Source organism: Actinomadura viridis (assembly GCF_015751755.1).
GTDB lineage: Bacteria > Actinomycetota > Actinomycetes > Streptosporangiales > Streptosporangiaceae > Spirillospora > Spirillospora viridis.
The window spans coordinates 3246932-3273677 of the sequence record NZ_JADOUA010000001.1 but is presented as its reverse complement, the minus strand read 5'-3'; the positions used below and the strand labels follow the sequence as shown (position 1 = coordinate 3273677).

The following is a 26746-nucleotide window of genomic DNA, read 5'->3' as shown; positions in this document are numbered from 1 at the left end:
TCACCCCCCAGGAGGCCACGGTGTTCATGGCGGGCGCCCCCGGCGCGCCGGACGGAGGGTGGGAATGCTGCGTCTGATCACCCGGCGTCTCGCGCTCTCGCTGCCGCTGCTGCTGATCGTGCCGACGCTCACGTTCCTCCTCGCGGCCCTCATCCCCGGCGATGTGGCGCGGACGGTCGTGGGCGCGAACGGCACCGAGGAGCAGTACCTCGAGCTGCGCGGTTCGCTGTCGCTCGACGACCCCCTCCACGTGCGCTACTGGGACTGGCTGGTGAGCGCGGTGCGGGGCGACCTCGGCGCCTCCCTCCTCAGCCGGCAGCCGGTGACGTCGCTGCTCAACGACCGGCTCGGCGTCACCCTGGCGCTGGCGGTCGGTTCCACGCTGGTCGCGGCGCTGATCGGCGTGGCGCTCGGCATCGTCGCGGCGCTGCGCTCGCGGAGCCTGGGCCGCCTCGTCGACGTGATCTCGCTCGCCGGCCTGGCCGTGCCGAACTTCTTTCTCGGGCTCATCCTGGTGACGTGGTTCGCGGTGGCGATCCCGCTGTTCCCGGCGACGGGGCACGTGCCGTTCGCCGAATCGCCGGCGGACTGGTTCCGGGGCCTGGTCCTGCCCGTGGTCACGCTCGCCGTCCCGGGCGTCGCGGTCGTCGCGAAGCAGACGCGCGACGCGATGCTCGACGTACTGGACCGGCCTTTCGTACGGACGTTGCGCGCGACCGGCCTGCCACGGCGCTCGGTCGTCCTGCGACACGCCCTGCGCAGCGCCGGGGTGCCCGTGGTCACGGTCGCCGGCGTGGTGTTCGTCGGCGCGTTGAGCGGCACCGTCCTCGTCGAGACGGTGTTCGCGATGCCGGGACTCGGCGGTATGGCGGTGCAGGCCACCGGCCAGCACGACCTTCCGCTCATCCAGGGCGTCGCCGTGTACTTCACGGTCCTCGTCATCGCCGCCAACCTGGTCGTGGATCTCGCGTACGGCTGGCTCGACCCGCGGATGAGGGTGTCATGAGCGCCGGCCTCGATCGTCGGCTCGACGAGCGGTCGCGCCGGAGGAGGTCGCGCCGGCCAGGGGCGTGGTGGCGTGGACTCGCCGCGCGCCCGGCCGGGCTGGTGGCGCTCCTCGTGCTGAACCTCCTGGTCCTCGCGTGCGTTGGCGCATCGCTGATCGCGCCCCATGATCCGCGCGCGCAGGACCTGGCGAACGTGCTCGCCGGACCGAGCGCCGGGCACCCGCTCGGCACCGACACGCTGGGCCGCGACGTGCTGAGCCGGATCCTGTTCGGCGGCCGGCGCACGTTCCTCTCGGTCGCCGAGGGCGTGGCCGCCGTCCTCATCGTCGGCGTGCCGCTCGGACTGGTCGCCGGCTACGCCGGCCGGCTCGTCGACCAGCTGCTCGGGCGGCTGTCGGACGTCGTCATGGCCATTCCCGCGATCATCCTGGTGCTGGTCGTGCTCGCCGTGCTCCCGCAGAACCAGGACGCGGCCATGGTGACGTTCGGCCTGCTCGGCGCGCCGGGGGTGCTGCGCGTGGTCCGCGGCGCCGCGCTGAAGGTGCGGGAGGAGCCGTACATCACCGCGGCCCGCGTCGCCGGCCTGTCGCACGCGCGGATCATCGCCCGGCACGTGTTGCCGCGCGTGCGCGGGCCCGTCATCGTACAGGCGACGATCTTCGCCGCCTACGCGCTCCTCTTCGAGACGGGGCTGGCCTACCTCGGCCTCACCGCCGATCCCACGGCGCCGACGTGGGGCGGCATGGTCGCCGAGGCGTCCACCGTCATCCAGCAGCAGTCATGGCTGCTGTGGCCGTCCGGCATGGTCATCGCGATCACGATCGTCGCGTTCGGCCTGCTCGGCGACACGATCCGCGATGCCGCGGTGGGAGGAGGCCCTGGCGGTAAGCCTGCCGGTGCCGGGGCGGGCGGGCGTCGCCAGGCCCGGCCCGCCGAGCCGCCTCCCGTACCGCGATCCGGAACCCCCCGCCGTGAGAGCCCGGTCCTGACGGTCCGCGGCCTCTCGGTGGCACTGGCGGACGGCGATCGGGAGACCCTGCTCGTGGACGGGGTCGGCTTCGACGTGATGCCCGGTGAGACGGTGGGCCTGGTCGGTGAATCCGGGTGCGGCAAGAGCGTGACGGCGCTCGCGCTGCTGAGGTTGCTGCCGCGCGGCCTGCTCCGCACGGGCGGGGAGGTCATCGAGGGAGACCGCGACCTGCTCCGGCTCCCCGGGCGGACGTTCGACCTGCTGCGCGGATCCGCCCTGGCGTACATCTCGCAGGAACCGCAGGCCGCGCTGGACCCGATGGTCACGATCGGCCGGCAGATGGAGGAGGTCGTCGCCCATCATGACGGCGCCGGCCGTGCCGCGGCCCGTGCCCGCGCGCTGGAACTCCTCGCCATGGTCGAGATCCGCGACCCCGTCCGCGTCGCCGCGTCCTGCCCGCACGAGATCTCCGGCGGGATGGCGCAGCGCGTCGCCATCGCGCTCGCGCTGGCCGGACGGCCACGCCTCTTGATCGCCGACGAGCCCACCACGGCCCTCGACGTCACCGTCCAGGCGGAGGTGCTCGGGCTGTTGCGCCGCCTGCAGGGAGAGACCGGGATGGCGATCCTGCTCATCACCCACGACTGGGGCGTGGTCGCCGACCTGTGCGACCGGACGCTCGTGATGTACGCGGGGCAGATCGTGGAGGAATGCGCGGTCGAGGACGTCTACGACCGCCCGCTCCACCCGTACACGCGCGGCCTGCTGAGGTCGCATCCGTCGCTGGCCGCCGACGGAGAGCCGCTGCTCGCCATGCCCGGCCAGGTCCCGGCGCCGGCGGACTGGCCGCGTGGTTGCCGGTTCGCCGCGCGGTGCCCGCTGGCCGGCCGGGACTGTACGGCGGCGCCGATCCCGCTCGCCGACGTCGGGGAAGGGCGGCTGTCCCGTTGCCTGCGCACCGACCGGCTGCTCGTCGAGGAGGTGCGGTCATGAGCGATCGCGAACCGCTCTTGGAGGTCCGTGACGTGTCGGTGGACTACGGACGCGGACGCGGCACCGTCCGCGCCCTCGACCGGGTGGGCTTCGACGTGGGACGCGGCGAGACCGTGGCGCTCGTCGGCGAGTCGGGCTCGGGCAAGTCCACGGTGGCGCGCGCGATCCTCGGCCTGACCCCGCTCGCCGCGGGTTCCGTGCGCTTCGATGGGCGCGAGATCGCAGGACTGCGCTTCAAGGAACGGCGACGGCTGTACCGGGACGTGCAGATCGTCTTCCAGGACCCGTACGGCAGCCTCAATCCGGCCCGGACGATCGGGCGCACGCTCGCCGAGCCGCTGGAGGCGTTCACCAGGGGCGGCGACCGCAAGATGATCGCCGCCCGTGTCGCCGAGATGCTGGAGCGCGTCCATCTGCCCGCCGACGCGGCCGACCGCCTGCCGAGGGAGTTCTCCGGCGGCCAGCGGCAACGCATCGCGATCGCGCGGGCGCTGATGCCGTCGCCCCGGCTGGTGATCTGCGACGAGGCGGTGAGCGCCCTGGACCTGTCGATGCAAGCGCAGATCATCAATCTGCTGCGCGAGCTCCAGGCGAGTTCGGGGCTCAGTTACCTGTTCATCTCGCATGACCTTGAGGTCGTGCGGCAGATGAGCGATCGGGTCGTGGTGCTGTACCGGGGATCGGTGATGGAATCCGGCCCGGCACGCGAGATCGCCGAGGCACCCGGCCACCCGTACACCCATGCCCTTCATCAGGCGGCACCGATCCCCGACCCCCGCCGGCAGCGCCTTCGCCGCCAGGCCGCCGCCGAGGCCCGCACGCCCGCGCTGGAACCGATCGCCGGCTCCGAGGGCACCGGCTGCCCGTTCGCCCCGCGCTGCCCGCACGCGGTCGAGCGCTGTACCGCCGAGCCGCCCGAGCCACGGAGCAACGGCACGGTCGGGAGCGTGGCGTGCCACCGCTTCCCCGAGTGGCGCCAGGAGCGCTCTCCCGAACGGCACCAAGAGCGGTCGAGCACCGAGCCGGCCGATGACGCGGCGCGTCCCGCGCCGGCCAGGAAAGGTACGTGTTGATGAACATCGAGGGGCGCGTGGCGCCCGGCTTCGAGGGCGTGGCCGAGGCGTTCCGGCGGAACTTCGCCCAACGCGGCGAGATCGGGGCGGCGTTCGCCGTGTCCCGGGGTGAGGAGACGCTCGTCGACCTGTGGGGCGGCGTCGCCGACTCCCGGACCCGGCGGCCCTGGACCGCGGACACCCTGCAGATCATCTTCTCCGGCACCAAGGGCATGGTCGCGTCCGTCCTGCTCCTGCTCATCGACCGCGGCCGGCTCGAACTCGACGTTCCCGTGGCGCGGTACTGGCCGGAGTTCGCGGCGGCCGGCAAGGAGTCGGTGCTCGTCCGCGACATCGTCGCCCACACGGCCCGGCTGCCGGGGCTGGACAAGCCGGTGACATGGCGGGAGGCGACCGACGGGCGGCGCATGGCCGCCCTGCTGGCCGGGCAGCGGCAGAGCGACGACCCGCGGGCCGGCGCCACGTACCACGCGGCGACCTTCGGCTGGCTGGCCGGCGAGCTGATCCGCCGCGCCGACGGACGTACCGTCGGCCGGGTGTTCGCGGAGGAGATCGCCGCGCCGCTGGGCCTGGACCTCTGGATCGGGCTTCCCGAGAACGAACTGCCGCGGGTCTCCCGGGTCGAGCAGGCACCCGGATGGGGTGCCTCGGACGGCACCGCGCCACCGGAGAGCGACCCGCTCCGCACGAGCGTGTTCGGCAATCCGCCGAGGTACGTCCCCGAAAGCTTCCCCTGGAACGAGCCCGCCTGGCAGCGGGCGGAGGTGCCCAGTTCGAACGGCATCGGCACCGCCCGCTCGATCGCCCGCTTCTACGCCGGCCTCGACCGTGTGCTCTCACCGGAGACGCTCGCACTGGGGGCCACCCCGATCAGCGTCCGGTTCGACCCGATCCTGGGAACGCCCACCGCGTTCGGCGTCGGGTTCCAGCTCCAGACCGAGAACCTCGCGCTCGGGCCGCCGCAGGACGCCTTCGGCCATGGCGGCTCCGGCGGCTCCCGGCACGGGCGATGGCCGGCGCAAGGGATCGGCTTCTCCTACGCGATGAACCTGATGCGCGACGACCCGGCCGATCGCCGCGGCGACGACCTGCTCGACGCGCTCCACACCGCGCTGGCCGGGGAAGGGGCGTCCGTATGAGCGAGCCGGTGCCGTCGCCGCAGGCCGCCGCCTACCTGCGGGCGCTTCCCGCGCGCGGGCCGATGTGGGAACGCGAGGTCGCGGTGCTTCGCGCAGAGATGAGGGAGGACGCGCGCCGCTTCGCGGGCGCCGCCGAGCAGGTCGCCGACGTGCGCGAGGTGTCGGCGGGCGGCGTCCCGGCCCGCCTCTACCGGCCCGCGGACGAGGAGGGTGGCGTGTTCGTGTGGCTGCACGGCGGCGCCTGGATGATCGGTGACCCCGGCTGCTACGACGCGATGCTGACCGCCGTCGCCAACCGCGCGCGATGCGCGGTCCTCTCGGTCGACTACCGGCTCGCGCCCGAGCACCGGTACCCGGCGGCGACCGACGACGCGTGGGCCGCGACGCGGTGGGCGGCCCGGCGCTTCGGCACGGCCGCGGTCGGCGGCGACAGCTCCGGCGGGAACCTGGCGGCGGCCGTCGCGCTGCGGGCCCGCGACGCGGGCCTGCCGCTGGCCCTTCAGGTCCTGGTGTACGCCGTCCTCGACGCCGATATGGACGCGCCCTACCGCGACGGCTTCGTCGAGCGCTACGCGACGTTCTTCGGCGCGCCGGACTTCGCGACGCTGTCGCTGGAAAGCCTGCGGTACATCTGGCGGACCTTCGTCCCCGACATGACCGCTCGGGCCACCGCGGACGCCTCACCCATGCGCGCCGGCTCGCTGGCGGGCGTGGCGCCCGCCCTCATTCTCACAGCCGAACATGACCTGCTGCGTCTGGAGAACGAGCTCTATGCCGAGCGCCTTGAACGCGACGGCGTTGACGTACGGCTGCATGACTATGCCGGGCAGGTCCACGGGTTCATCAACCTGCTGGAGGCCCTCCCCGATGCGCGCGACGCCGCCTGCCGGATAGGGGATGCGCTCAACGGCGCGATCTCCGTGAGGGAATAGACTCGGGGCGCCATGCGTGAGGTTCGGATCAAAGACGTTGCAGCCCGTGCCGGGGTGTCCACAGCGACGGTCTCGCGCGTCCTCCACAACAACGGCTATGTCTCGGCCGAGTCCCGTCAACGCGTTGAGGAGGCGCTCCGCGAGAGCGGATACCGCCTCAACGTCGTCGCTCAGGAACTGCGCCGCCGGAAGACGATGTCGCTGGGGCTCATCCTGCACGGCGCGATGTCGAACCCCTTCGTGGCCCAGGTCGCGTTCGGCGCGGCGCAGGCGGCGGCCGAGCAGGGCTTCAACGTCCTGTTCTTCAACGCGCGGGGCGACGCCGAGCGCGAGCACGAGAGTGTCGAGGCGCTGCTGCGCAGGCGTGTGGACGGCGTGGTCTTCACCACGGCGGTGAGCCGCGCCAACGTCGAACTCGCGCTCGAAGCGGGGATCACGGCGGTCGAGATCGAGCGCCGGCTCTGCCCCGGCGCCGCGTCCGTCGTCGTGGACAACTACGCGGGCGCCACCGAAGCGACCGAGCACCTGATCGGGCTCGGGCACCGGCGGATCGGCTACATCGGTGAACCGATCGCCGGCACGGCACCGGCCGACGACGCCCAGTCGGTCGTCCGCGAGCGCTTCACCGCCTACCGCGACGCGCTCCAACGCGCGGGGCAGCCGCCGGAGGACTCGTGGATCGTGGCAGGCCCGTATCCCCGGGAGCAGGGTGGCTGGGGCGGGGTCGAGACCGGTGCCTCGTACATGGAGCGGCTGCTACGCCAGGCTCCCGGTCTCACGGCCGTCGTCGCGGCATCTGACATGCTGGCCGCAGGGGCTCTCCAGAGCCTCTACCGTGAGGGCCGCCGCGTCCCGGACGAACTGTCGATCGTCGGGTTCGACGACACGTTCGCCAAGCACCTGGCCCCGGCGCTCACGACGGTCCGGCAGCCGATGTTCGAGATGGGCTTCAAGGCCATCTCGCTCGCGATCGGGTTCATCGACGGCGGCCGGCACTCCGCGGTGGCCGAGCACTGCGCGACGGAACTGATCGTGCGTTCCTCGACCGCCCCGCCTCCCTGATACATCCCGTGCGGCCCCTGCCCGGGAACTCCTGGCCCAGACGGGTCCGGACGAGACCGGTGTCGATGCCGGAACATGGAGGCGCGGGCCGGCGGCAATGTCAGCAGATGATGTCGCCAGGGCGAGGGGCGGTTCCGGGATCCAGCAGGTGGATGGTGCCGTCCTCGTCCTGCGCCCCCAGCACGAGGAACTCGCTCCGGAAGCCCGCGATGCGCTTGGCGCCCAGGTTGACCGCTCCGACGACGGGCCGCCCCAGCAGCTCTTCCCTGCTGTAGTTGGTGACCTGCGCACTGGTGCGGAGCGTGCCGATCGGGCCGAAGTCGACCGTCAGCTTCCAGGCCGGTTTGCGAGCCTCGGGAAAGGCCTCGACCTCGGTGATCCGGCCGACGCGGATGTCGACGGCGAAGAACTGGTCGGGAGAGGCGGGCGGCTTGGCGGACGCCTTGGCGGCCGGGTCTGTGGAGGGAATCGCGGTCATCGGCTGGTCCTTATCGAAGAGGGACGGTGAGGGGTCAGTTTCCGTGGATGAAATGGCGATCGGCGTCAGTCAGGGCCTGGGCCAGGAGGTCGACGATCTCGTCGAGCTCCTCCCGAGTGGCCACCAAGGGCGGAGCGATCTGTACGACGGGGTCACCGCGGTCGTCGACGCGGGCCAGCAGCCCGAGATCCCGCATGCGCGTCGGCAGGAACCTTCGGACCAACTCGTTCTTCCGGTCGGTGGCGTGACGTTGCCCGTCGGGTCCGGCGACCAGTTCGAGGGCCCAGAAGAAGCCGTCGCCGCGGACGTCGCCGACGATGGTCAGCTCGGCGAGTTCCCGCAGGCGCATCTCCAGGTGACCGCTCAGGTCGCGCACATTGTCGAGGACGCCGTCCCGCTCGAAGATGTCGAGGTTGGTCGCGGCCGTGACCGCCGCAACGGGGTGGCCGGCGAAGGTGAGCCCGTGGAGGAGTGTGACGCCGTCGTCGTAGAACGGTTCGGCGACCTTGTCGGCCACGAGGACGGCGCCGAGCGTGGCGTAGGACGAGGTGAGCCCCTTGGCCGTGGTGATCATGTCCGGCGCCACGCCGTGCTTCGCCACAGCGAAGTACTCGCCCAGGCGACCGAAACCGGTGATGACCTCGTCGGCGACGAGCAGGAACCCGTAGCGGTCGGCCATCGCGCGCAGCCCCGCCCAGTAGCCGGCCGGGGCGGTGAAGCAGCCTCCGGCGTTCTGAACCGGTTCGGCGATCAGCATGGCGACCGTGTCGGGGCCGGCCCGCAGCACCTCGGCCTCGGTCTCGGCCAGCAGCCGCTGGTTGAAAGCGGCTTCGTCGGCGTCGGTGGTGCGGTAGCGGTTGGTGTTGGGGGCGTGGGAGACCTCGAAGGCCTGTGCGCCGAAGGGTTGTTTGAGTGCGGGGATTCCGGTCAGGGCCAGCGCCCCCATCGTCAGGCCGTGGTACGCGGTACGGCGTGCGATGGCCTTCGTGCGCTGCGGTCGGCCCTGCGCCACGTGGTACATGCGCGCGAGCTTCCACGCGGACTCCACCGATTCCGAGCCACCGGAGGTGAAGAAGACACGGTTGATGCCGTCAGGCGCCAGCGTGGCGAGACGTTCGGCCAGTTCGATCGCGGCGGGGTGCGCGGTGTTCCAGAGCGTGCTGAACGGCAGGCGCAGCATCTGCTGCTCCGCCGCCTTGGCGAACTCGGCTCCGTAGGAGTAGCCGAGCTGCGCGCAGAAGAGGGCGGACAAGCCGTCGATGTACCGCTTACCGACGGCGTCGTGGACATACACGCCCTCGGCCCTCTCGGGCAGGAAGACGCCTTGGCCGTTGCGCAGATTCGCGTGCTGGCCGAAGTGCAACAACAGATGATCCCGAGCTGCCGCCTGCAGCCGGGCGGCGGAGGTCGTGAGGATTGGATCGTCGGGCATGGGGCCTCCAGAAGGGGTGGTCGGGCGCACGAAGTCGTGCGAACCCAAGGGGAAGCACGTTCCACCGAGCACACGCCATGGGCGGGCAACAGCGAGTCGCACTGCCCAGGTGTCGTAGGGACGGGTGTTCGGTCAGTCCTCGCTGGAGCGCGTCAGGTCACGGACGGCGCAGTCGAGGAGACGCGTTGAAGACGCGGTATGGCGATGTACTTGTACTCGAGGAACTCGTCGATGCCGACGCGGCCGCCCTCCCTGCCGAGCCCCGACTGCTTGACGCCGCCGAACGGCGCGGCCGGGTTGGACACCAGACCGGTGTTGAGGCCGACCATGCCCACCTCCAGGCGCTCGCCGACCTCCAGGGCACGGTCGAGGTCCCGGGTGAAGACGTAGCCGACGAGTCCCCAGTCGGTGTCGTTGGCCAGGCGGACCACCTCGGCCTCGTCGTCGAAGGCGATGACGGGGGCGACGGGACCGAAGATCTCGCTTGTCAGCATGTCGCTGTCGGCACTCACCTGGGTCAGCACGGTCGGGGGGTAGAAGTGGCCCACGCCCTGGGGCGCCGCACCGGCGGCGATGACCTTGGCGCCCTTGGCCACGGCGTCCTCGACGAGTGCGGCGACCTTCTGCTTGCCGGCGGCGTCGATGAGCGGACCGACCTGTACGCCGTCCCGGGTCCCGGGGCCGACGGTGAGCGCGGCCATGCGCGAGGCCAGGCGCTCGGCGAACGCGTCGGCCACGGAGTGGTGGACGTAGAAGCGGTTGGCCGCCGTGCACGCCTCCCCCATGTTGCGCATCTTCGCCGTCATCGCGCCTTCGACGGCCACGTCGAGGTCGGCGTCCTCGAAGACGATGAAGGGGGCGTTGCCGCCCAGTTCCATGGAGGTGCGGATCACCGTGTCCGCGCACTGGGACAGCAGCAGCCGGCCGACGGCGGTCGAGCCGGTGAACGACAGCTTGCGGATCCTTCCGCCTCGCAGGGCGGGCTCGACGACCTCCGCGGCACGGGTGGTGGTGATGACGTTGAGGACGCCGTCGGGCAGGCCGGCCTCCTGGAGGATGCCGGCCAGAGCGAGGCTGGACAGCGGGGTCTGGGGGGCGGGCTTGAGGACCATGGTGCAGCCGGCCGCCACGGCCGGGCCGATCTTGCGGGTGCCCATGGCCAGCGGGAAGTTCCAGGGCGTGATGAGCATGCAGGGGCCGACCGGCTGCCGCATCACCATGATCCGGTTGCGGCCGTCGGGTGTGGTCGTCATGCCGCCGTCGATGCGGACGGCCTCCTCGGCGAACCAGCGGAAGAACTCGGCGGCGTAGGTCACCTCACCCCGCGCCTCGGCGAGCGGTTTGCCCATCTCCAAGGTCACCAGCCTGGCCAGGTCGTCGGTGCGCTCCACGAGCAGCTCATACGCCCTGCGCAGGATCTCGCTGCGCGTACGCGGCGCGGTGCGCGCCCAGGAGTACTGCGCTGCCGCCGCGGCGTCGACCGCCCGTGCGCCGTCGGCTGCGCCACCGTCGGCGACCCGGCATAGTTCCGCGCACGTGGCGGGATCATTCACACCGAACTCGCGGCCGTCGGCCGCCGCCGTCCACCGGCCGTTGATCAGCAGCTGTGTCGGGACGCCGGCGATGACGTCGGTCTCGATATCGGCCATGTCGTTTCTCCAAGCGGAAGGTCAGGGTCGGGGATGATCCAGCAACTGGGCGAGGTGGATGGCGCCATCGCGATCGTCGCCGACCAGGTGCCGGACCTGCATCTGGCAGCTGAAGCCGTCCGCCAGGACCGGGGTGCCGGGCGCGGCGGCCTCCAGGCGCGGGCGCAGGGCCTGCTCGGCAACGGCCATCGACACCTCGTAGTGATCCCTTTCGAAGCCGAAGTTGCCCGCGACACCGCAGCAGCCGGTGGCCTCGGTGATCTTCTCGATGTCCAGGTCGCGCAGCAGGTCGCGCTGCTCGCCGGCGCCGAAGACGGCGTACTGGTGGCAGTGGGTCTGCAGGACGACCTCGGTGGGGACGCGCTCGGGACGCCATCCCGCGACCACCTGCTCCCTGAGGGCGCCACTGAAGCTCCGCACCCGGGCGGCGACGCGGCGGGCCGCGTCCGTGTCCACCAGTTCCGGCAGGTCCTTGGCCAGGGCGGCGGCGCAGCTGGGTTCGGTGACCACGATGGGTCCTGCCGGCCCCTCCGGCTCGTCCAGCACCTTGGCCGTACGCGCCAGAACGCGGCGGGCGATGCCGAGCTGACCTGTGCTGATCCAGGTCAGGCCGCAGCAGAGGTCACCGCGCGCCTGGGTGGGGAGACCGGCCTCGGCCAGGACCCGGGAGGCGGCGCCGGCCAGTCCGGGGCGGAAGGCCCGCGTGAACGAGTCGACCAGAAGCACCGCGGAGGCGGGGGCGGCCGGCTCGGCCAGGCCGCGCCGCCACGCGCGCCGGCCGTGGAATTCCGGCAGGCCCCGGCGGGTGGTCACCCCGCCCAGACGCGCGCCCCACGGGCCCAGGCGACTGTTCATCACGGCGTTGACCAGGTTCGGCATCCACCCGGCCAGGGCCGCCCACAGCGGCAGCCAGCCCAGCGAGTAGTGCGACGGCGGCCGCGGGCGCCACCGGTAGTGGTGATGCAGGAACTCGGATTTGTAGGTGGCCATGTCGACGCCTACCGGGCAGTCGCTGGAACAGGCCTTGCACGACAGGCACAGATCGAGCGCTTCCCGAGTCACCCGGGAGCGCCACCCGCCCGGCAGGTCGCCGCGCAGCATCTCCTGCAAGGTGCGGGCCCGGCCACGGGTCGAGTGCTGCTCGTCGCCGGTGGCCCGGTAGCTGGGGCACATCACGCCGCCGTTGTGACTGCGGCAGCGTCCGACGCCGACGCAGCGGCTGGCCGCTCCGGTGATCCCCTCTGGATCCTCCAGGAGCGCGAACACCGTCGACGGTGCGGTCGCGGTGGCGGCGGTGTGCAGTGCGAGGTCCGTGTCCAGTGGCCTGGGGTCGACCAGGATGCCGGGGTTGAGCAGGCCCGTGGGGTCCCAGGCGTGCTTGAACGCGGCGAAGGCGTCCAGCATCGGCCGGTCGTACATCACCGACAGCAGCTCGCTGCGGGCCCGTCCGTCGCCGTGCTCCCCGGACAGGGTGCCGCCGTGGCGGACCACCAGACGTGCCGCGTCGGTGAGGAAGGCGCGCATCGCCGCCCGCCCGGCGTCGGTTCGGGGCCGGAAGTCGAGCCGCACGTGGACACAACCGGCGCCGAAGTGCCCGTACAGCACGCCGGTGAGCTGGTGATCGGCGATGAGGCTGCGGAAGTCACGGAGGTAGGCGGCGAGCCGGTCGGGGGCCACGGCCGCGTCCTCCCAACCGGGCCAGGAGGCGGTGCCGTCGCTCAGGCGGGCGGCCAGCCCCGCGCCGTCCTCGCGCACCCGCCACAGGGAGAGCCGCTCCGTACGGTCGATGACCAGGCGGCCCGACACCATCCGGCCCGCCTTCCTCAGCTCGTCCAGGAGGCGCTCGGCCTGCGCGGCGACCCGCTCGGGGTCGTCGCCGTCGAGGTCGACGTACAGCCACGCTCGGCCTTCGGGCAGGCCGGTGACGGATCCGGCGCCCCGGCGGTGGCGCATGGTGGCCACGAGCGCCTCGTCGAGACCCTCGACCGCGGCCGGGGAGAACTTCAGGATCAGCGGAACGTCTTCGGCGGCGTCGACGACGTCGTCGTAGCCCAGCGCCACCAGCAGCGCGGCCGGCGGTTCGGGCACCAGCCGAACGGTGGCGGCGACGACCGTCGCACAGGTGCCCTCGGTGCCGGCCAAGGCGCGTACGACGTCGAAGCCGTTCTCCGGCAGAAGGTGCTGAAGCTGGTAGCCCGACACCTGACGGGGAATCCGGCCGAGCCCTAGACGGATCGCCGACAGGTTGCTGTGGACGATGCCGCGCAGCGCGCCGACCAGGGACTCCACCCGCTCCCTGCCCGACGCGTCCACGGCCCGCAGGCCGTCGCGGTCGGCCACAGCGCGTGTGCCGTCGGCCAGCACGAGCTCCAGCGCGATGAGGTGCTCGCCGGTGCGGCCGTAGCGCACGGAGTGGTTGCCGCACGCGTCGTTGCCGATCATTCCGCCGATGGTGCAGCGGCTGTGCGAGGAGGGATCGGGGCCGAAGAGCAACCCGTGGGGAGCAACGGCGGCCTGGAGGTCGTCCAGGACGGTGCCCGCCTCGACACGCGCGGTCCGCGCGGCGGCGTCGACGTCGATGACGCGCCGCATATGGCGGGACAGGTCCAGGACCAGGCCGGTGCCGACCGCGTTGCCGGCCATGCTGGTGCCCGCGCCGCGTGAGGTCAGCGGCACACCGAGCCGGTGACAGACGCGATGTGCGGCGGCGACCTCGTCGGCGCCGGTGGGGAAGGCCACGGCGAGCGGCGGCAACCGGTAGTTGGATGCGTCGTACGCGTACTGCGCGCGCCGGCCGGCGGAGGTGTCGACGGCGAGCGACGGGACCTCCTGGCGGAGCGCCTGCTCCAGTTCCCCGGCGGTGACCGATGCGACGGTGGAGAGGGACGTACTGGTCATGACGTGGCGGCGGCAGCCTGCGCCCTGGCGGCGATGGCCGGGGCGGGGGCGCCTTCGCCGGTGGGGAATCGGGCACCGCCCGGCATGCGCGCGGGTGGCCGTACCCGTTCGGCGGTGACAGGGGGTTGGCGCAGGTGCGGAGACAGGCTGGTCATGGCGTGGCGATTCCCTGGGCTGGTGCGGGGACTTGGGGCGGGCGTGCCGGGCTCCGGCGGCACGGGACGGAGCCTGGCACGGTCGGGAGTGGGCAGCCGCGGGTCAGCCGTTGAACTTTCGGTGGACCTGGTCGACGGTTGCCGCCAGATCGCTCAGGTCAGGCCGGACGGCGTGCGCGATGGACGGGTCGCCGCCTTCGTTGAGGCGATTGATCCACACCCGGGTGATGTTCAGCTCGCTGGCCGGGACCATGTCGTGGAAGTAGCTCTGCGCCACATGCACCCAGTTATCGCGGGTGACACCGAGGGACTTCTCGAAGTACTCGAAGTGGTTTCGGGCCGGCTTGTAGGCGCCGGAGTCCTCGGCGGTGACGATCGCGTCGAACTGGACCTGAAGGCGGCGCTGGGTCTCGCCGATGATGACCCGGTCGCAGTTGGTCAGCAGGGCCAGGTTCCATCCGGACGCCTGGAGGTCGCGCAGCGCCTCCCGAGTATCGGGGAAGACCGGCCAGAACGGGATGCCGGCCGCCAGGACCCGGAAGTCGTCCTCCACCAGGTCGAGCCTCGCCTCGGCGGACGTACGCTTCAGCGCCTCCGTGAGAACGTCGCTGTAGCGCATACCGGGGTGGTCCCTCTGCACCTCCGGCTCGTGGCGGTTGTAGACGTCCAGCAGTTGCCGTCCCTTGGCCGGCGCGACCAGTTCGATGCCGGTGGCGATGCCGTGGCGCCAATCCACGAGAGTGCCGAAACAGTCGAAGGTGACCCAACGCTTCTCACTCATTCTTCTTCCTCCAGGTTCACGTGCGGACGGGCAGTACCGCAGCATGTCCACAGGCCCCGAGGGTGTCAACAGTTGGATTGTCGACGATTTGCCGAAGGTCTATTTTTTGATCAGTTGCCCAAAAGGGCGGCGCTGATCTCTCAACACCTGCACATGGATCACGTCACGGAGACGGCTCTACGGTCCTGCTGACCAGCGGTCCGTGCGCAGCCGTCGCACGCCCCCACTCCCTCGAACATCTCGGAGCCCTGCGTTGCCGCTCCAGCCCCGCTCCTCCGAAGCGGTCGCAGCCAGCAGTTCGCACTTCCCTTCCACCGACCGGCGATCAGGGAAGGGGCCATCCGCCGGCCGCGCCGGCGCGGCGACGGCGGCCGGCGCCATCATCTGGGGGACCCTCGGCCCGGTGACAGCCCAGTTCCCGCCCGGACACACGGTGGAGCTCGCCGCGTTGCGGCTGTTGATCGGCGCCGCGGCCCTGTATCTCCATGGGCTGCGGGGCAGCCTTGGCCACGTGCGGTGGCAGCGGCGGGAGTTGGCGGCCGTGGCTCTCGGTTCCGTGGCCGTGTCCGGCTTCTCGGTGTGCTACTTCTACGCCGTCGAGCTGTCGGGAGTGGCCACCAGCACCGTGATCGCCATCGGTGGCGCCCCGATCCTGGCGGGCGGCGCCGCGCGCTTTGTGAACAAGCGGTCCGTCACCCGTACTTGGGCCGTCGCCACGGCCGTGGCCGTCACCGGCATCGCCCTCGTGTCCCTCCCCGGCGGCACCATCGCCTTCAGCCTCCCCGGCACCGCACTGGCGATACTGGCGGCCGCCCTGTACGCGGCGCAGGCCGACACGATCCAGGTCGTGGCCCGCCGGCACGGACCCGCCACCGCGGTGGCGGCCATCTTCGCCGGGAGCGCGCTGACGCTGACGCCCTGGCTGCCTCGCGCCGTCCCCTGGGCGGCAGCCGACACCGGGCGCCTGGTCAGCGTCCTCTACCTCGGCGTGTTCACCACCGCCGTCGCCTACGCCCTGTTCGCCCACGGCGTCGACCGCCTTGGCGCACCCACCGCGGTCACCATCTCCCTGCTGGAGCCGGCCACCGCCGCCGTCCTGGCCGCCGCGTGGCTACAGCAGAGCCTTTCCATCCTGCGCTGGGCCGGAATCGTCCTCGTCCTGGGCGGGCTGGCCCTGATGATGCGGCCGCCCCGGCCTCGTCAGCCGACGGATTCGCAGCAGAAGGCCGCCCGCTGACCCACTTCGCGTCGCCGCGCCGACCACCCGCCTCGTCCGCGGGCGAGCTGGTCAGGCGTCAGGTGTGCCCGGCGTGAGCCATCGCTTGACCCCTGGTCCGCATGTCCGGTCGTGAGAGGCGGTCAGGGCTGCCCTGCCCGCCTATCCCAGGAGTGCCCGGGCGGCACCGTCCAGGTGAGTACGCATCAGCTCCCGCGCCGTCGCGGCGTCCCCCGCCTCCAGAGCCGCCAGTATCCGGCGGTGCTCGCCGGCGAGGTCGGCTCGCCGTGGATAGTGCGCCTCCAACTGGACCAGGCATATCCGGACCTCCTCGAGCAGGCCCTGGAACAGCCGGTCCAGCCGGGCGCTGCCCGCGGCCGCGACCAGTGCCGTGTGAAAGGCCAGATCGGCCTCGACCGAGTCGCTCCACTCGGCGCCGGCGGGAAGCTCCTCCATGCGCCGCACGGCCTGCCTCACCGGTTCGAGCAGCGCGAGTGAACGGCCGGAGCCCGTGAGGTGGTCGACCACGTGCAGCTCGACGGCCTCTCGCGTGAAGTAGACGTCGCGCACGTCCGCGCGGCTCAGCTCGGGCACCACGGCCGAGCGGCCGGTGTCGCGGTGCAGAACACCGCGCTCGACCAGACGCTGCAAGGCGGAACGCACGGTGGGCCGGGCCACCTTGAACCGTCCGGCCAGCTCGACCTCCGGCAGCTTCGAACCGGGCGGCAGGTCACCACTGAGGATCTGGCGGCGCAGTTCATCGGCCAGTGCGTCCACGGCGGTGACACGTTTCAGCACGGTGGCGCCTCATTCCTCCCACACCGAATCACTGTCACACAGACTAATCGCTCGGTCCCCCGGCGACGCCTCCCGCGGGTGATACGCCTGATGCACCCCGGGGCTCACCGGGGCGCATCAAGGCAACGTGCGGGTCAGGTCCTGGTCCGATCGTTCTCCGTCCGGAGCGGGTTGGAATCCGCCGCGGGCCCGTGCCTGGTGGGGCTGAGGTGCTCCAGGGTGCGCCCCTTGGTGGCCACCCCCAGTGACAGCACGGTCAGCACGCCGACCAGCAGCACCACCGACGTCACACTGAAAACGGCGTTCAGACCGCCTTGGGCCGCGGCGAAGGTGAAGGCGAAGGGTGCGATGATGCCGCCGATACGGCCGAACGCGGAGGCCGTTCCCTGGCCGGTGGCTCGGATTTCCGTGGGGTAGGTTTCCGGGGTGTAGGTGTACAGCAGCGCGTAGACGCCGTTCATGAACAGCGATAGAGCCGCGCCGAAGCCGATGATCCCACTTTCTTCGTGGGATAGGGCCATGCCGAGTGCGGCCAGCGTGGCACCGGACAGGTACAGGGCGATGCAGCGCTTGCGGTCGATGTACTCCGACAGCCAGGCGGCGCTGAAGTAGCCGGGGATCTGGGCGAGGTAGATGTAGAAGACGAAGCTGAAGGACTTCACCACGGTCATGCCGCTGTCGGCGAGGAGCTTGGGCATCATCGTGAAGAAGCCGTAGTAGGCGAAGGTGAGACAGAACCACATCACCCACGCCACAAGCGTCCTCCTTGCGAAGGTCGCGCTCCACAGTACGGCGATCTTCTTGCCCATCGAGGCGTGCGCGAGGGCGCTCGTAGCCGACGTCACCGGCGGCGCGGGGTCCACCGGGGGCAGGGGCCGGCCGGTCTCCTTGAGGACCGCCTCCTCCATCCGGCTTACGACGACATCCGCTTCGCTGATGCGGCCCTTGGCCAGCAGGTAGCGGGGAGATTCGGGCATGGCGCGCCGCCACCAGATCACGGCGAGGATGGGCATGGCCAGGATGATCTGCGCGTACCGCCAGCCCTCGTCGAAGGGGGAGATCACGTAGCGGCCGATCAAGGCGGACAGCACGTAGCCGAAGGAGAAGAATCCGGCGACCGCGCCGATGAAGCGGCCCCGGTGGCGGCCGGGGACGAACTCCGACAGGTAGGGGGCGATGATGGCGCTCTCGGCCCCGATCCCTGCGCCCGCCAGGACGCGGAAGACGAAGAGCACCCAGAAGTCGGGACTGAAGGCTGCCGCCAGCGTCATGCTGGTGTACAGGATGAGCGAGCCGAGCATGACCTTCTTGCGGCCCACCTTGTCGCCCAGAGCGCCGGCGCCGAGGGCGCCCACCAGGAAGCCGATGAGAAGTGCGCTTGCCAGAAGCGAGATCTGGCCGGCGCCCAGGTCCCACTTGTCCGCCACGACGGGCAGGATGAAGGCGATGATCGCCGCATCGGCGCCGTCGAAGGTGTAGCCGAGACCGCCGACGACAAGGAGTTTGCGGTGGACGCGGCTCAACGGCAGGCGTTCGAGCCGTGCGATGTGATTCATGTTCGTCCTCAGGATGGATCAACGGCACGAGGCTGCGCGAGAGCCGGGCCTGCGTGAACGGTTGGGAGGGTGTCGTGCAGCGGCTGCGTGCGGCGCCGCTGGTGAACTGGGCTCTGTTTCAAAGTCCCGGCCCACGGCGCTCGCCTGGCGGCTCGCGCCTGACCGGGCCTGTGCGAGCGTGGCATCGCTTCGCGATCTGCCAGGTGAGGCTCGCCTCCGGCATCGCCCCACCTGGCAGCCAACGCGCTCGCGCGATGGCTGAGGCCACTTCGAGACGAGCCCTAGGCGGTGTCGCGCCACCCGGGAGCGTGGGCAGGGTCTCCCACGCTCGGCGCGGGCATCGACCGTGCGTACTGCTTACTTCGGCCACGGGCGCTCTCATGGGCCGGCGGTGCAATGCCCCATGGGCTTACTGGAAGGACCGTCCACGCTCAGCCGGAGGGCTTGGGCCTCGGACGCCGCGAGGATGGTGCCCGTCATCGTCCTGGGAAAGGGCGGAGCGCGCGGGTGCCTGGCTACGCCCAGAGTCCGTCGCCGTTGTCACGACGCCGGCGCTACTCGCTCCGGTGAGTTCCCCACCGCGGTCGCCGCCGGAACCGAGAGCCAGGCCGGCCCTGTCGACCACTGCGCGGCCGTTCTTGACGACCAGGTGGATGCGGTCGCTGTCCTGGAGCACCGAGATGTCGTCGAGAGGGTCGCCGTCCACGACGACCAGGTCGGCTATCTTTCCTGTCTCGAGGGTTCCGAGATCCTTCAGGCCAAGTAGCTCGGCGTTGGTGCGCGTCGCGGCGACAAGCGCCCCCATCGGCCCAAGTACCGAGGCTTTCAGCCGCAACTCCAGGGCCTTGAAGGGCTGGTGCGCGCCCAGCACGTCCGAGCCGGAGGCGATGCGTACGCCCTTGTCCACCAGGATGCGCAGCGCCTCGTAGGCGCGGGCGAGCACATGGGCGGCCTGCGCGGCGCTGTCCGCGGTCAACCCCTGCGCCTGGCCGTCGCTGACCAGCAGGTCGAAGGTGGCGATGGTCGGAACGGCGAAGGTGCCTGCCGCCGCCATCGCCTCGGCTGCCCGTTCGTCGACCAGATTGGCGTGCTCGATGCTGCGCACACCGGCCGCGACACAGGCGCCGATCGACTCGGGCGTGTAGCCGTGCGCCATCACGTACGTGTGGCGGGCTCGTGCCTCGTGGACGACGACCGCGATCTCCTCGGCGGTGAACTGCGTGTGGGTCACGTGGTCCGTGGGCGACGTGCAGCCCCCACCCGCCATGATCTTGATCTGGTCCGCCCCGCGCCGGAGCACTTCACGGGCACCCCACTGGCACTGCGCGACACCGTCGACGATCACCCCGGGGTGGTACAGGCCGTCGCTCCGGCGCTGCCGCTCCTGATCCCCGGCCGGACGGAAGTCGCCATGGCCGCCGGTCTGACTCAGCGGCCCGGTGGCCAGGAACATGCGCGGCCCCGGCACCAGTCCCTGTTCCACCGCCTCCTTGAACCCGTAATCCGTGAACCCGGCGTCACGCACCGTGGTGAAGCCTGCTTCCAGTGTCTGGCGCAGGTTCGCGAAGGTCTTCGCGGCAAGGACGGGCCGCGAGACGGTGTCCACGAGGTTGAGCATCTCGGTGGCCGCGAGATGCGTATGAGCGTCGATCAGCCCGGGAATCACCGTCCGGCCGCCGACGTCGAGGACCGGCTGGCAACCGGTGGTCACGGGCCCTCGGCCCGTTGCCGTGATACGGCCGCGTTCGATGCGGAGCCATCCGTCCTGGATGGGATCCGCACCGCTTCCGTCGATGATCTGGGCATTGACCAGGTACAACGTGTTCACGGCGGGCTCCTGCGTGAGTGACGACGAGGTGTCACTCACGCTAGGAAGCCCCGGTAGCACCCACCATGGACAACCATCGCGAAGAGCAAGGCCCGTCGTACTGCAGATGTTCAAAGCCTCGCGGCGCCCCCTTCAGGCGGCCGTCGATTCGATCAACCGCATCGTCTTGATGCCCAGGTGGAGCGCGAGGCGGTCCATACCGTCTCCCAGGTCAAGCCCGGACAGAGAGGCCACCTTGTCGAGCCGGTAATAGACGGTGCCACGGTGAACGTGCATCTGTGCTGCGGTGGCCTGTATGTCGCAACCGGAATCGAGATACTTCTCCAGCGTGTCGATCAAGCTCGGCATCTGAGCCCGGCACAGTCTTTGCACCCGTGGATCCATCAGGTCACGGAGCAGGTCCTTCGGCGTGCCGATCAGTACCCGCAGTGCGCCCAGCATTTCCCAGGAGCAGACCGGGCCCGTCTGCGGCCACACCCTCGCTGCACGCGCCGCCGACCGTGCATGCCGGTAGGACAGGTGAACGTCACGGACGTCGGACTGCGCCTCCCCCACCCCGACGACCAGCGCGGCCTCGTTCGGACGGCTGCTTCGCACCTGTTCCGCGATCCGCACCCCATACTCTTTTTCCTCCCCCGGAGGCACCGGGGCCAGGATCACGGCGCCGTCGTCGTCGAGACACCGCAGCGCCCCCCGCGGCAGCAGTGCGCCGTGGGACCTCCACAGCCAGTGCTCCAGCGCGCCGGTCCCGCCGCCCCCTTCCAAGGGGTGCAGGAACAGCGCGGCAACGGGCCACCCCACGGGAAAGCGCCCCTGCTCCTCCAGCCGAGCGGCTGCCTTGCCGCGTTCGATCGCCGAACCCCGCACAAGCTCGCCGAGCAGATCCGCGTCACTGTGCCTGGCCTGCCGATCGGTGTACAGGATGCGCCCCACCTCGCCCGCGGCTTCGACCACGGCGACCAGTCGTGCCCCGTCGAGTTCCTGCCGCACGTCGAGCAGGCAGATGTAGCCGCACGTCGTCGACTCCCACCGCGCGGGGACGACGACCCGGCCGGCCAGCCCTCGCCCCGGATCTGCCGGTATCCGCACGGGGGCGGTCGCCGTGTCGATGCCGTAGCGCCCGAACCAGTCACGCACCCAATCCGGTGTCGACCGCAGCAGCAGAGCCTGCCTGCGGACGGTGTCGATCTCCGCGTCGTCGTGAGGGCCGAACACCAGAGAGTTCAGCCGCGTGTCCGTCAGCGACGTCGGCACACCGGTGTCGGCGGCGATCCGATTAATGATCTCTTGCAGTCGTTGCAACACAGCGGCCTTCCGTCAGGACTCGACCGAGCCGGTCCGGGCCTCCGCCCTTTCCTGCACCGCACCTCGAAGACTGTCAGACTGGCAGACAGTATGCGGCCCAGGGTAGGGTCTGGCAGGCAATCCATTGCCCTACGTGCGGGGCGAATCACGCTGCTACGGGGCCTGTTGGGCTTCTGTAGCGCGGCCTCAGCCACGCACAGCCCCCGCGGCTGGCCGCCGTTGGCCTCCACCGCCTTGACGATGAGGTCCCGCCCGACGCCGCCTTCGACGCGCTGCCGGCCTTCGCCGATGCCGGCCTGGGCCGCCCCATCAAGCGGCCAGGGCTTGGGAGGCAGGCCGCGTTCAGTAAGGACAACAGATGACTACAAGATCATCTTCCCGTGTCGAGTTACAGGCTCGGCCGGCTGGTCCGCGGTCAGCTCAGCTCGTTGTCGAGGGCGGCGGGGAGGGCGGTGGTGGCCAGCAGGAGGGCGACGATGTAGTCGGTGAGGTGTTGCCGGCTGGTGGACAGGTCGCCGCGCAGCCAGAGGGTGATGGTCTCCCAGAGTCCCGCGGTGATGGTGAGGGCGGTGAGATCAAGGTCTTCTGACGAGAGGGGCACCTCGTCGAGGACCTCGTGCACCTGACCGGTGAAGATGCCGGCCAGGAAGCGGATGATCTCGCGCTTGCGCTGCTGCAGAAGCGCGGAGGCGGGGAACTCGACGGCCATGAGGCGGATGCGGCGGGGGTCTGAGGTGAGGAAGTCCAGGATGGCGGTGATGGTGATCTGGGTGCGGGTGCGGAGATGGCGGGGGGCGTTGCGTGCGGCCGTCAGGATCGTCTGGGCGCCCTGGCCTGCCTGGTCGTCGACGACCGCCAGCAGCAGTTCGTCCAGGTCGGTGAAGCTCTCGTAGAAGTAGCGGTCGTTGAGTCCGGCGCGGCTGGACACGCCGCGCACGGTGGCCGCCTGCCAACCTTCGCCGCCGATGAGGTCGAGGGCGGCCTGCATCAGGGCGGCTCTCCGCCGGGCCCGCCGCTGCTCGGCCGGTTCTCCCTTGTACGGCCGTGCCGTCGTCTGCCGCTGGTTCACGCTCCGATTGTGCCGGAGGGTTCACACTCCACGCCCATGTTGCCGCCTGTCCGAGATCAGCGCGGGCGACGACTCCGCGTCCAGAGCGAGGTGTTCGCCGCCGGCGATGTCGCCGCCGCCCATGCCGACCCCCGGCACCATGCCCTCCAGAGTTGCCAGTTCGCCACCCCCATGGGGAGGCCGCAGGGCACAACGCCGCTGCCGACCTGCTCGGCGTGCCCCTGGTGGACTTCACGCCCGACCCGTACGTGACCTGCCTGGATCTCGGCTCCCCAGGGGCCGTCTTCACGACGGGCCGGGACCGTCAGGTGCAGCTCGACGGGGCGGAGGCGAAGAGCCTGAAGGAGACGATCCTGGACGTCATCCACCCTCCGCTCGACGACGCGGAGGATACGCCTCTGCTTGTCGAACACCTGAAGTCGCGCAGCGCCGGTGAGGTATCCGCGTCACCGGCGCTGTGACTGCTTTGAGGCCAGGTCGAGGGGACGCTCGGTGGTGCGCCCCTGCTGAAGCTCGGCGTCCAGGGTCTCCTCGCCGAGGGAGGCGAGCAGTGCCGTCGTGATGCGCTCGACGTCGCTGCGAGCGGCGTGCGGCAGGGGCGTGGCCGCCGACTCCCGGGCCGCGGTGGCCGCACCCAGCAGCCGTGCGGCGTGGTGGTGTTCGCCCGCCAGCGTGTGGGCGGCGGCGAGCCCTTCGAGTGCGAGCGCCGTCGCCCGCGGATCGCCGGTGCGGCCCGCCACGGCCAGGGCGTCCAGGTGCAGCTCGCGAGCCGTTTCGGCGTCGCCGCGCTGCTCCGCGACGAAGCCGAGTTCGGACAGGGTGAGCGCGACGCCGGGGTCGAAACCGACCCGCCGTTGCCAGTTGAGGGCGTCGCGCAAGAGCTTCTCGGCTACGTCCAGTCTTCCCTGCCGTCGCGCTCCCATGGCCAGGCCGAGCTCGGCGAACACCTCTCCGGGCCGGTTGCTCTGCTCGGTGGCCAGCCGCATGGCCTTCTCGTGGAGCAGCTCCGCCTCGGCCAGATCGCCCGTCATCATCGCGATCCTGCCGAGCCCGGACAACAGGTATGAGGCCTGCGTCCAGATCCCGAGGTCCTCGGCCATCTCCAGACCCTCGCGGAGCAACGCGGCGGCGCGCCGGTAGTCGCCTCGAATCTCGGCGAGCCTGCCGAGGAGGTCGGCGGCCCGCAACCGTCCCCAGCGGTCCCCGAGCGCCTCGAACAACGCCGCGCCCTGTTCGGTGTGGCGGGTGCAGGCGGCCAGGTCTCCGCGGATCAGGGCGTAGTGGGCCAGAGTGGTCAGCGCGGCGCCCGTGCCCCAGCCGTCCTCGGTTTCGCGGAAGGCGGCAAGGGCCCGCTGCGCCAGCCGTTCGCCGGTGGTGAGGTCGGCACCGCCGAGCAGGGTCTCGGCGAGGAACCATTCCGCTCGGGCCCTGCCGCCCGGGTCGTCCAGGCGTTCGTAGGGTTCCAGAGCCGCGCGGACCCGCCGCGTCCGATCGATGCCGTGTCGGCCCAGCACCTCGAAGCCCGCCCGCCAGACCAGGGCCGCGGCCCTCGCGGAGTCCGGCGCCGGGCCGCCGGCCGTGAGCGACAGGTCCAGCAGGCGGCGCGCCTCGCCGAGCCGCCCCCGCAAGAACCAGTACCAGGCCATCGCGTTGACGAGGCGCAGCGCGAGGTCCGGACGGTCGTGCCGCACGGTGCTCTCGATGGCGGCGCGCAGGTTGGCGTGCTCCTGATCGAGGCGACGCAGCCATTGCCGCTGGCCGGGGCCGCGCAGTCGCTCCGCGGCCCGTTCGGCGAACTCCACGTAGTACCCGTCACGCCGGGTTCGGGCGCGTTCGGAATCGCCGGCCTCCCGCAGTCGCTCGGCGCAGTAGGCGGCGATGGACTCCAGCAGCCGGTAGCGGTGGCCGCGCGCGTCGCCGGTGACCACGACCATGGAACGGTCGACCAGCCGCGACAGCAGGTCCGCGACGTCCTCGACCGCCACTCCGTCGCCGGCGCAGACCGCCTCGGCGGCTTCCAGCGAACAGCCGTCGGCATGCACCGACAATCGCCGCAGGACGGCACGTTCGGGCTCGGTCAACAGGTCCCAGCTCCAGTCGATCACCGCGCGCAGTGTCCGCTGCCGCCGCGGGAGGTCCCGCCGGCCGGCCGACAGCAGCCGGAACCGGTCGTGCAACCGGGCCGCCAGTTCGTCCACGCCGAGCGCGCGGACCCTCGTCGCCGCCAGCTCCAGCGCCAGCGGGATGCCGTCGAGGCGACGGCAGATCGCCGCGACGGCACGGGCGTTGTCGGCGGTGAGGGCGAAGCCGGGAGCGGCGGCGGCGGCGCGCGCGACGAACAGCCGTACGGCGCTGAAATGCTCCAGGGTCGCCGGGCCGGTCTCCGCCGCCGCGTAGGGCGGCTCGAGCGGCGGCACCGACCAGACCGCTTCCCCGCCCACCCCGAGCGGTTCCCGGCTGGTCGCCAGGATCCGTACCTGCGGCGCCGCCGCCAGCAGTCGGTGCGTCAGCTCGGCCGCGGCCTCGATCAGATGCTCGCAGTTGTCGAGCACCAGCAGCGACCGTCTGCCGCGCAGCGCGCGGGCGACCCGGTCGGCGGCCGGAACGGGCCCTCCGTGCGGGTCCGGGACGGCGTCGTCGCGGACGCCGAGCATGGCGGCGACCGCGTCCGCCAGCGCCTCCGGCCGGTCGTGACCGCCGAGTTCGGCCAGCCACACGCCATCGGGAAAGGCGTCGAGGAGCCGGGCGGCGAGCTCCAGGGCCATCCGGGTCTTGCCGACTCCTCCCGGCCCGGTGAGCGTGACGAGGCGGTACGCCTCCAGCAGCGCCCGCACCTCGGAGATCGCCTCCTCGCGGCCGATCAGCTCGGTGGCCGGCGCGGGCAGGTCGGGCCGGGGGCGTTCGGGTGAGAGGGCCGGGTCCTGGGCGAGGACCGCCTGCCGGAGGGCCGTCAGCTCGGGGCTCGGATCCTGACCCAGTTCCTCGCGCAGGCGGTCGCGCAGCTCGCCGAAGCTGTCCAGGGCCTCGTTCTGCCTTCCGGCACGGTACAGGGCGCGCATGTGGGCGGCGCGCAGCCGTTCCCTGAGGGGATGGCGGGCCACCAGGTCGCGCAGCTCGCCCACCATGGCGGTGTGCTCGCCGAGGTCGAGCCGGGCCTCGATGAGATCCTCCACGGCCGTCAGCCGCTGTTCTTCCAGGCGCGTGATCGTGGCCTGCGCGAACGGCTCGTCGGCGAAGGAGGCACAGGCGGGGCCCCGCCACAACGCCAGCGCGTCGGTGAGCAGCGCGGCCCTGGTCCGGGGATCGGCCGTTTCCCGTGCCCGCTTCAGGAGCCCGGCGAACCGGCCCGCGTCCACGCACTCGGAATCGATCCGCAGCAGGTATCCCGGCGCCTGGAACACCACCAGTTCCCTGCCGCCCGGCTCGGCGTCCTCCAAGGCCCGGCGCAGCTGGGACACCTTGACCTGCAGGGCCCCCGCCGGATCCCCGGGAGGCGCCGCCCCCCACAGGTCGTCGATCAGCCGGTCCGCCGACACCGGCCGCCCGTCCTGGACGAGCAGGTCGGCCAGCAGTGTCCGGACCTTCAGTCCCCGGATCGTGACAGGGGTGCCGTCGGCCGTCCAGACCGCCAGCGGCCCGAGCACCCCGAAACGCATACCCCCACGATAACGCGTTGATCAGCGCCGGCGCCCCCTCGGGTGGAGAGCGGTAAGCGGCAGGCGGAGGGCCGTAAGCGGAGGGGAAGCGGGCGGTAAGCGCGCGGCCGCATGGTCGGAGACGGAGACGAGACGAGAAAGGAATGCGATGTCCGACACCTCGCCCCTGCATGTCGCGATCATCATCGGCAGCACCCGCGCGGGCCGCTTCGGCCCCGTCGTGGCGACCTGGTTCGCCGGCCACGCCGCCCGGTACGCCGACATGACGGCGGATGTCATCGACCTGCGCGACACCCGCCTGCCCGACACCCTCGTCGACGAGGGCGACGAGATTCCCGAGCCGGTGCGCGCCCTGGCGCCGCGCCTGGCCGCCGCCGACGCGTTCGTGGTGGTCACCGCCGAGTACAACCACAGCTTCCCCGCTCCTCTCAAGACCGCGATCGACTGGTTCGTGGACGAGTGGAGGGCCAAGCCCGTCGGATTCGTGTCGTACGGGGGCGTCTCCGGCGGGCTGCGCGCGGTCGAGCAGCTCCGCCTGGTGTTCGCCGAACTGCACGCCACGACCGTCCGCGACACGGTCAGCTTCCACAGCTGCTGGGAGAAGTTCGACGACGGCAGGCCCGTGGACGCGGCGGGCGCCGACGCGGCCGCCAAGGGCCTCCTCGACCAGCTCACCTGGTGGGCCCGCGCCCTCCGCGATGCCCGCACCACACGTCCCTACGGCCTTTGAGCCTCCTACCGAACGGAGT

General features: G+C 71.4%; 20 protein-coding genes. 9 read left to right on the top strand and 11 right to left on the bottom strand.

Going from position 1 to position 26746, the window contains the following annotated elements; all coding sequences use genetic code 11:
• Positions 1-64 precede the first annotated feature (64 nt).
• The 6 genes from IW256_RS14700 to IW256_RS14675 are packed head-to-tail and all read left to right on the top strand — an operon-like array spanning position 65 to position 7176.
• Entirely contained in the window at positions 65-1006 is a 942-nt protein-coding gene (locus tag IW256_RS14700; RefSeq protein WP_197011511.1) for an ABC transporter permease, read from the top strand.
• On the top strand, positions 1003-2970 hold the full coding sequence (locus IW256_RS14695) for a dipeptide/oligopeptide/nickel ABC transporter permease/ATP-binding protein (protein ID WP_197011510.1): 1968 nt from the start codon (positions 1003-1005) through the stop codon (positions 2968-2970). Before IW256_RS14700 ends, IW256_RS14695 begins: the two co-directional genes overlap by 4 nt.
• Positions 2967-4043 (top strand): oligopeptide/dipeptide ABC transporter ATP-binding protein, encoded by a 1077-nt coding sequence (locus IW256_RS14690; RefSeq protein WP_197011509.1) that lies wholly within the window; start codon positions 2967-2969, stop codon positions 4041-4043. The genes IW256_RS14695 and IW256_RS14690 overlap by 4 nt, the downstream gene beginning before the upstream one ends.
• On the top strand, positions 4043-5182 hold the full coding sequence (locus IW256_RS14685) for a serine hydrolase domain-containing protein (protein ID WP_197011508.1): 1140 nt from the start codon (positions 4043-4045) through the stop codon (positions 5180-5182). The genes IW256_RS14690 and IW256_RS14685 overlap by 1 nt, the downstream gene beginning before the upstream one ends.
• Complete coding sequence (locus IW256_RS14680) at positions 5179-6114, top strand: alpha/beta hydrolase fold domain-containing protein (protein WP_197011507.1); 936 nt, start codon at positions 5179-5181, stop codon at positions 6112-6114. Before IW256_RS14685 ends, IW256_RS14680 begins: the two co-directional genes overlap by 4 nt.
• A gap of 12 nt (positions 6115-6126) precedes the next feature.
• On the top strand, positions 6127-7176 hold the full coding sequence (locus IW256_RS14675; RefSeq protein ID WP_231403783.1) for a LacI family DNA-binding transcriptional regulator: 1050 nt from the start codon (positions 6127-6129) through the stop codon (positions 7174-7176).
• A 100-nt stretch (positions 7177-7276) separates the two neighbouring features.
• Here IW256_RS14675 and IW256_RS14670 read toward each other — a convergent pair whose 3' ends face one another.
• The 5 genes from IW256_RS14670 to IW256_RS14650 form a co-directional block, all read right to left on the bottom strand.
• Positions 7277-7654 carry a tRNA-binding protein gene (locus tag IW256_RS14670; protein ID WP_197011505.1) on the bottom strand — a complete coding sequence of 126 codons (378 nt, stop codon included), beginning with the start codon at positions 7652-7654 and terminating at the stop codon, positions 7277-7279.
• 34 nt (positions 7655-7688) lie between these two features.
• Positions 7689-9086 carry an aspartate aminotransferase family protein gene (locus IW256_RS14665; RefSeq protein ID WP_197011504.1) on the bottom strand — a complete coding sequence of 466 codons (1398 nt, stop codon included), beginning with the start codon at positions 9084-9086 and terminating at the stop codon, positions 7689-7691.
• Positions 9087-9238: 152 nt separating this feature from the next.
• Complete coding sequence (locus tag IW256_RS14660) at positions 9239-10735, bottom strand: NAD-dependent succinate-semialdehyde dehydrogenase (RefSeq protein WP_197011503.1); 1497 nt, start codon at positions 10733-10735, stop codon at positions 9239-9241.
• A 21-nt stretch (positions 10736-10756) separates the two neighbouring features.
• Entirely contained in the window at positions 10757-13633 is a 2877-nt protein-coding gene (locus IW256_RS14655; protein ID WP_197011502.1) for an FAD-binding and (Fe-S)-binding domain-containing protein, read from the bottom strand.
• Positions 13634-13891: 258 nt separating this feature from the next.
• The gene (locus tag IW256_RS14650) at positions 13892-14569 is read right to left on the bottom strand and encodes an HAD family hydrolase (RefSeq protein WP_197011501.1); all 678 of its coding nucleotides are present in this window, start codon (positions 14567-14569) and stop codon (positions 13892-13894) included.
• A gap of 202 nt (positions 14570-14771) precedes the next feature.
• Between IW256_RS14650 and IW256_RS42210 the strand changes: the two genes are divergently transcribed.
• On the top strand, positions 14772-15806 hold the full coding sequence (locus IW256_RS42210; RefSeq protein ID WP_307828893.1) for a DMT family transporter: 1035 nt from the start codon (positions 14772-14774) through the stop codon (positions 15804-15806).
• Positions 15807-15947: 141 nt separating this feature from the next.
• On the opposite strand, the gene IW256_RS14640 is transcribed toward IW256_RS42210, so the two are convergent.
• The 5 genes from IW256_RS14640 to IW256_RS14620 all read right to left on the bottom strand — a co-directional run bounded on the left by IW256_RS14640 (position 15948) and on the right by IW256_RS14620 (position 22341).
• Positions 15948-16583, bottom strand: a complete 636-nt coding sequence (locus IW256_RS14640; RefSeq protein WP_197011499.1) for a GntR family transcriptional regulator — start codon at positions 16581-16583, stop codon at positions 15948-15950.
• A gap of 134 nt (positions 16584-16717) precedes the next feature.
• On the bottom strand, positions 16718-18139 hold the full coding sequence (locus IW256_RS14635) for an MFS transporter (protein WP_197011498.1): 1422 nt from the start codon (positions 18137-18139) through the stop codon (positions 16718-16720).
• Between the two features lie 409 nt (positions 18140-18548).
• Entirely contained in the window at positions 18549-19967 is a 1419-nt protein-coding gene (locus IW256_RS14630; protein WP_197011497.1) for a metal-dependent hydrolase family protein, read from the bottom strand.
• Between the two features lie 132 nt (positions 19968-20099).
• A complete protein-coding gene (locus tag IW256_RS14625) occupies positions 20100-21272 on the bottom strand; it encodes a PucR family transcriptional regulator (RefSeq protein ID WP_197011496.1) in 1173 nt (390 codons plus the stop codon).
• A 415-nt stretch (positions 21273-21687) separates the two neighbouring features.
• Positions 21688-22341: a TetR/AcrR family transcriptional regulator gene (locus IW256_RS14620; protein WP_197011495.1), complete on the bottom strand. Its 654-nt coding sequence runs from the start codon at positions 22339-22341 to the stop codon at positions 21688-21690.
• 215 nt (positions 22342-22556) lie between these two features.
• On the opposite strand from IW256_RS14620, the gene IW256_RS14615 reads away from it, so the two are divergent.
• Positions 22557-22802, top strand: coding sequence for a hypothetical protein (locus IW256_RS14615; RefSeq protein ID WP_197011494.1), 246 nt, complete (start codon positions 22557-22559; stop codon positions 22800-22802).
• Here the strand turns inward: IW256_RS14615 and IW256_RS14610 are convergent.
• Complete coding sequence (locus IW256_RS14610; protein WP_197011493.1) at positions 22788-25997, bottom strand: AfsR/SARP family transcriptional regulator; 3210 nt, start codon at positions 25995-25997, stop codon at positions 22788-22790. The two genes, IW256_RS14615 and IW256_RS14610, sit on opposite strands and share 15 nt — an antisense overlap.
• A 148-nt stretch (positions 25998-26145) precedes the next feature.
• On the opposite strand from IW256_RS14610, the gene IW256_RS14605 reads away from it, so the two are divergent.
• Positions 26146-26727 (top strand): NADPH-dependent FMN reductase, encoded by a 582-nt coding sequence (locus tag IW256_RS14605; RefSeq protein WP_197011492.1) that lies wholly within the window; start codon positions 26146-26148, stop codon positions 26725-26727.
• The last annotated feature ends 19 nt before the right edge of the window (positions 26728-26746 follow it).

Bases quoted from the DNA above. Each gene is read 5' to 3' on its own strand.
- IW256_RS14700 (WP_197011511.1), top strand. From the start codon at position 65: ATGCTGCGTCTGATCACCCGGCGTCTCGCGCTCTCGCTGCCGCTGCTG.
- IW256_RS14695 (WP_197011510.1), top strand. From the start codon at position 1,003: ATGAGCGCCGGCCTCGATCGTCGGCTCGACGAGCGGTCGCGCCGGAGG.
- IW256_RS14690 (WP_197011509.1), top strand. From the start codon at position 2,967: ATGAGCGATCGCGAACCGCTCTTGGAGGTCCGTGACGTGTCGGTGGAC.
- IW256_RS14685 (WP_197011508.1), top strand. From the start codon at position 4,043: ATGAACATCGAGGGGCGCGTGGCGCCCGGCTTCGAGGGCGTGGCCGAG.
- IW256_RS14680 (WP_197011507.1), top strand. From the start codon at position 5,179: ATGAGCGAGCCGGTGCCGTCGCCGCAGGCCGCCGCCTACCTGCGGGCG.
- IW256_RS14675 (WP_231403783.1), top strand. From the start codon at position 6,127: ATGCGTGAGGTTCGGATCAAAGACGTTGCAGCCCGTGCCGGGGTGTCC.
- IW256_RS14670 (WP_197011505.1), bottom strand. From the start codon at position 7,654: ATGACCGCGATTCCCTCCACAGACCCGGCCGCCAAGGCGTCCGCCAAG.
- IW256_RS14665 (WP_197011504.1), bottom strand. From the start codon at position 9,086: ATGCCCGACGATCCAATCCTCACGACCTCCGCCGCCCGGCTGCAGGCG.
- IW256_RS14660 (WP_197011503.1), bottom strand. From the start codon at position 10,735: ATGGCCGATATCGAGACCGACGTCATCGCCGGCGTCCCGACACAGCTG.
- IW256_RS14655 (WP_197011502.1), bottom strand. From the start codon at position 13,633: ATGACCAGTACGTCCCTCTCCACCGTCGCATCGGTCACCGCCGGGGAA.
- IW256_RS14650 (WP_197011501.1), bottom strand. From the start codon at position 14,569: ATGAGTGAGAAGCGTTGGGTCACCTTCGACTGTTTCGGCACTCTCGTG.
- IW256_RS14635 (WP_197011498.1), bottom strand. From the start codon at position 18,139: ATGAATCACATCGCACGGCTCGAACGCCTGCCGTTGAGCCGCGTCCAC.
- IW256_RS14610 (WP_197011493.1), bottom strand. From the start codon at position 25,997: ATGCGTTTCGGGGTGCTCGGGCCGCTGGCGGTCTGGACGGCCGACGGC.
- IW256_RS14605 (WP_197011492.1), top strand. From the start codon at position 26,146: ATGTCCGACACCTCGCCCCTGCATGTCGCGATCATCATCGGCAGCACC.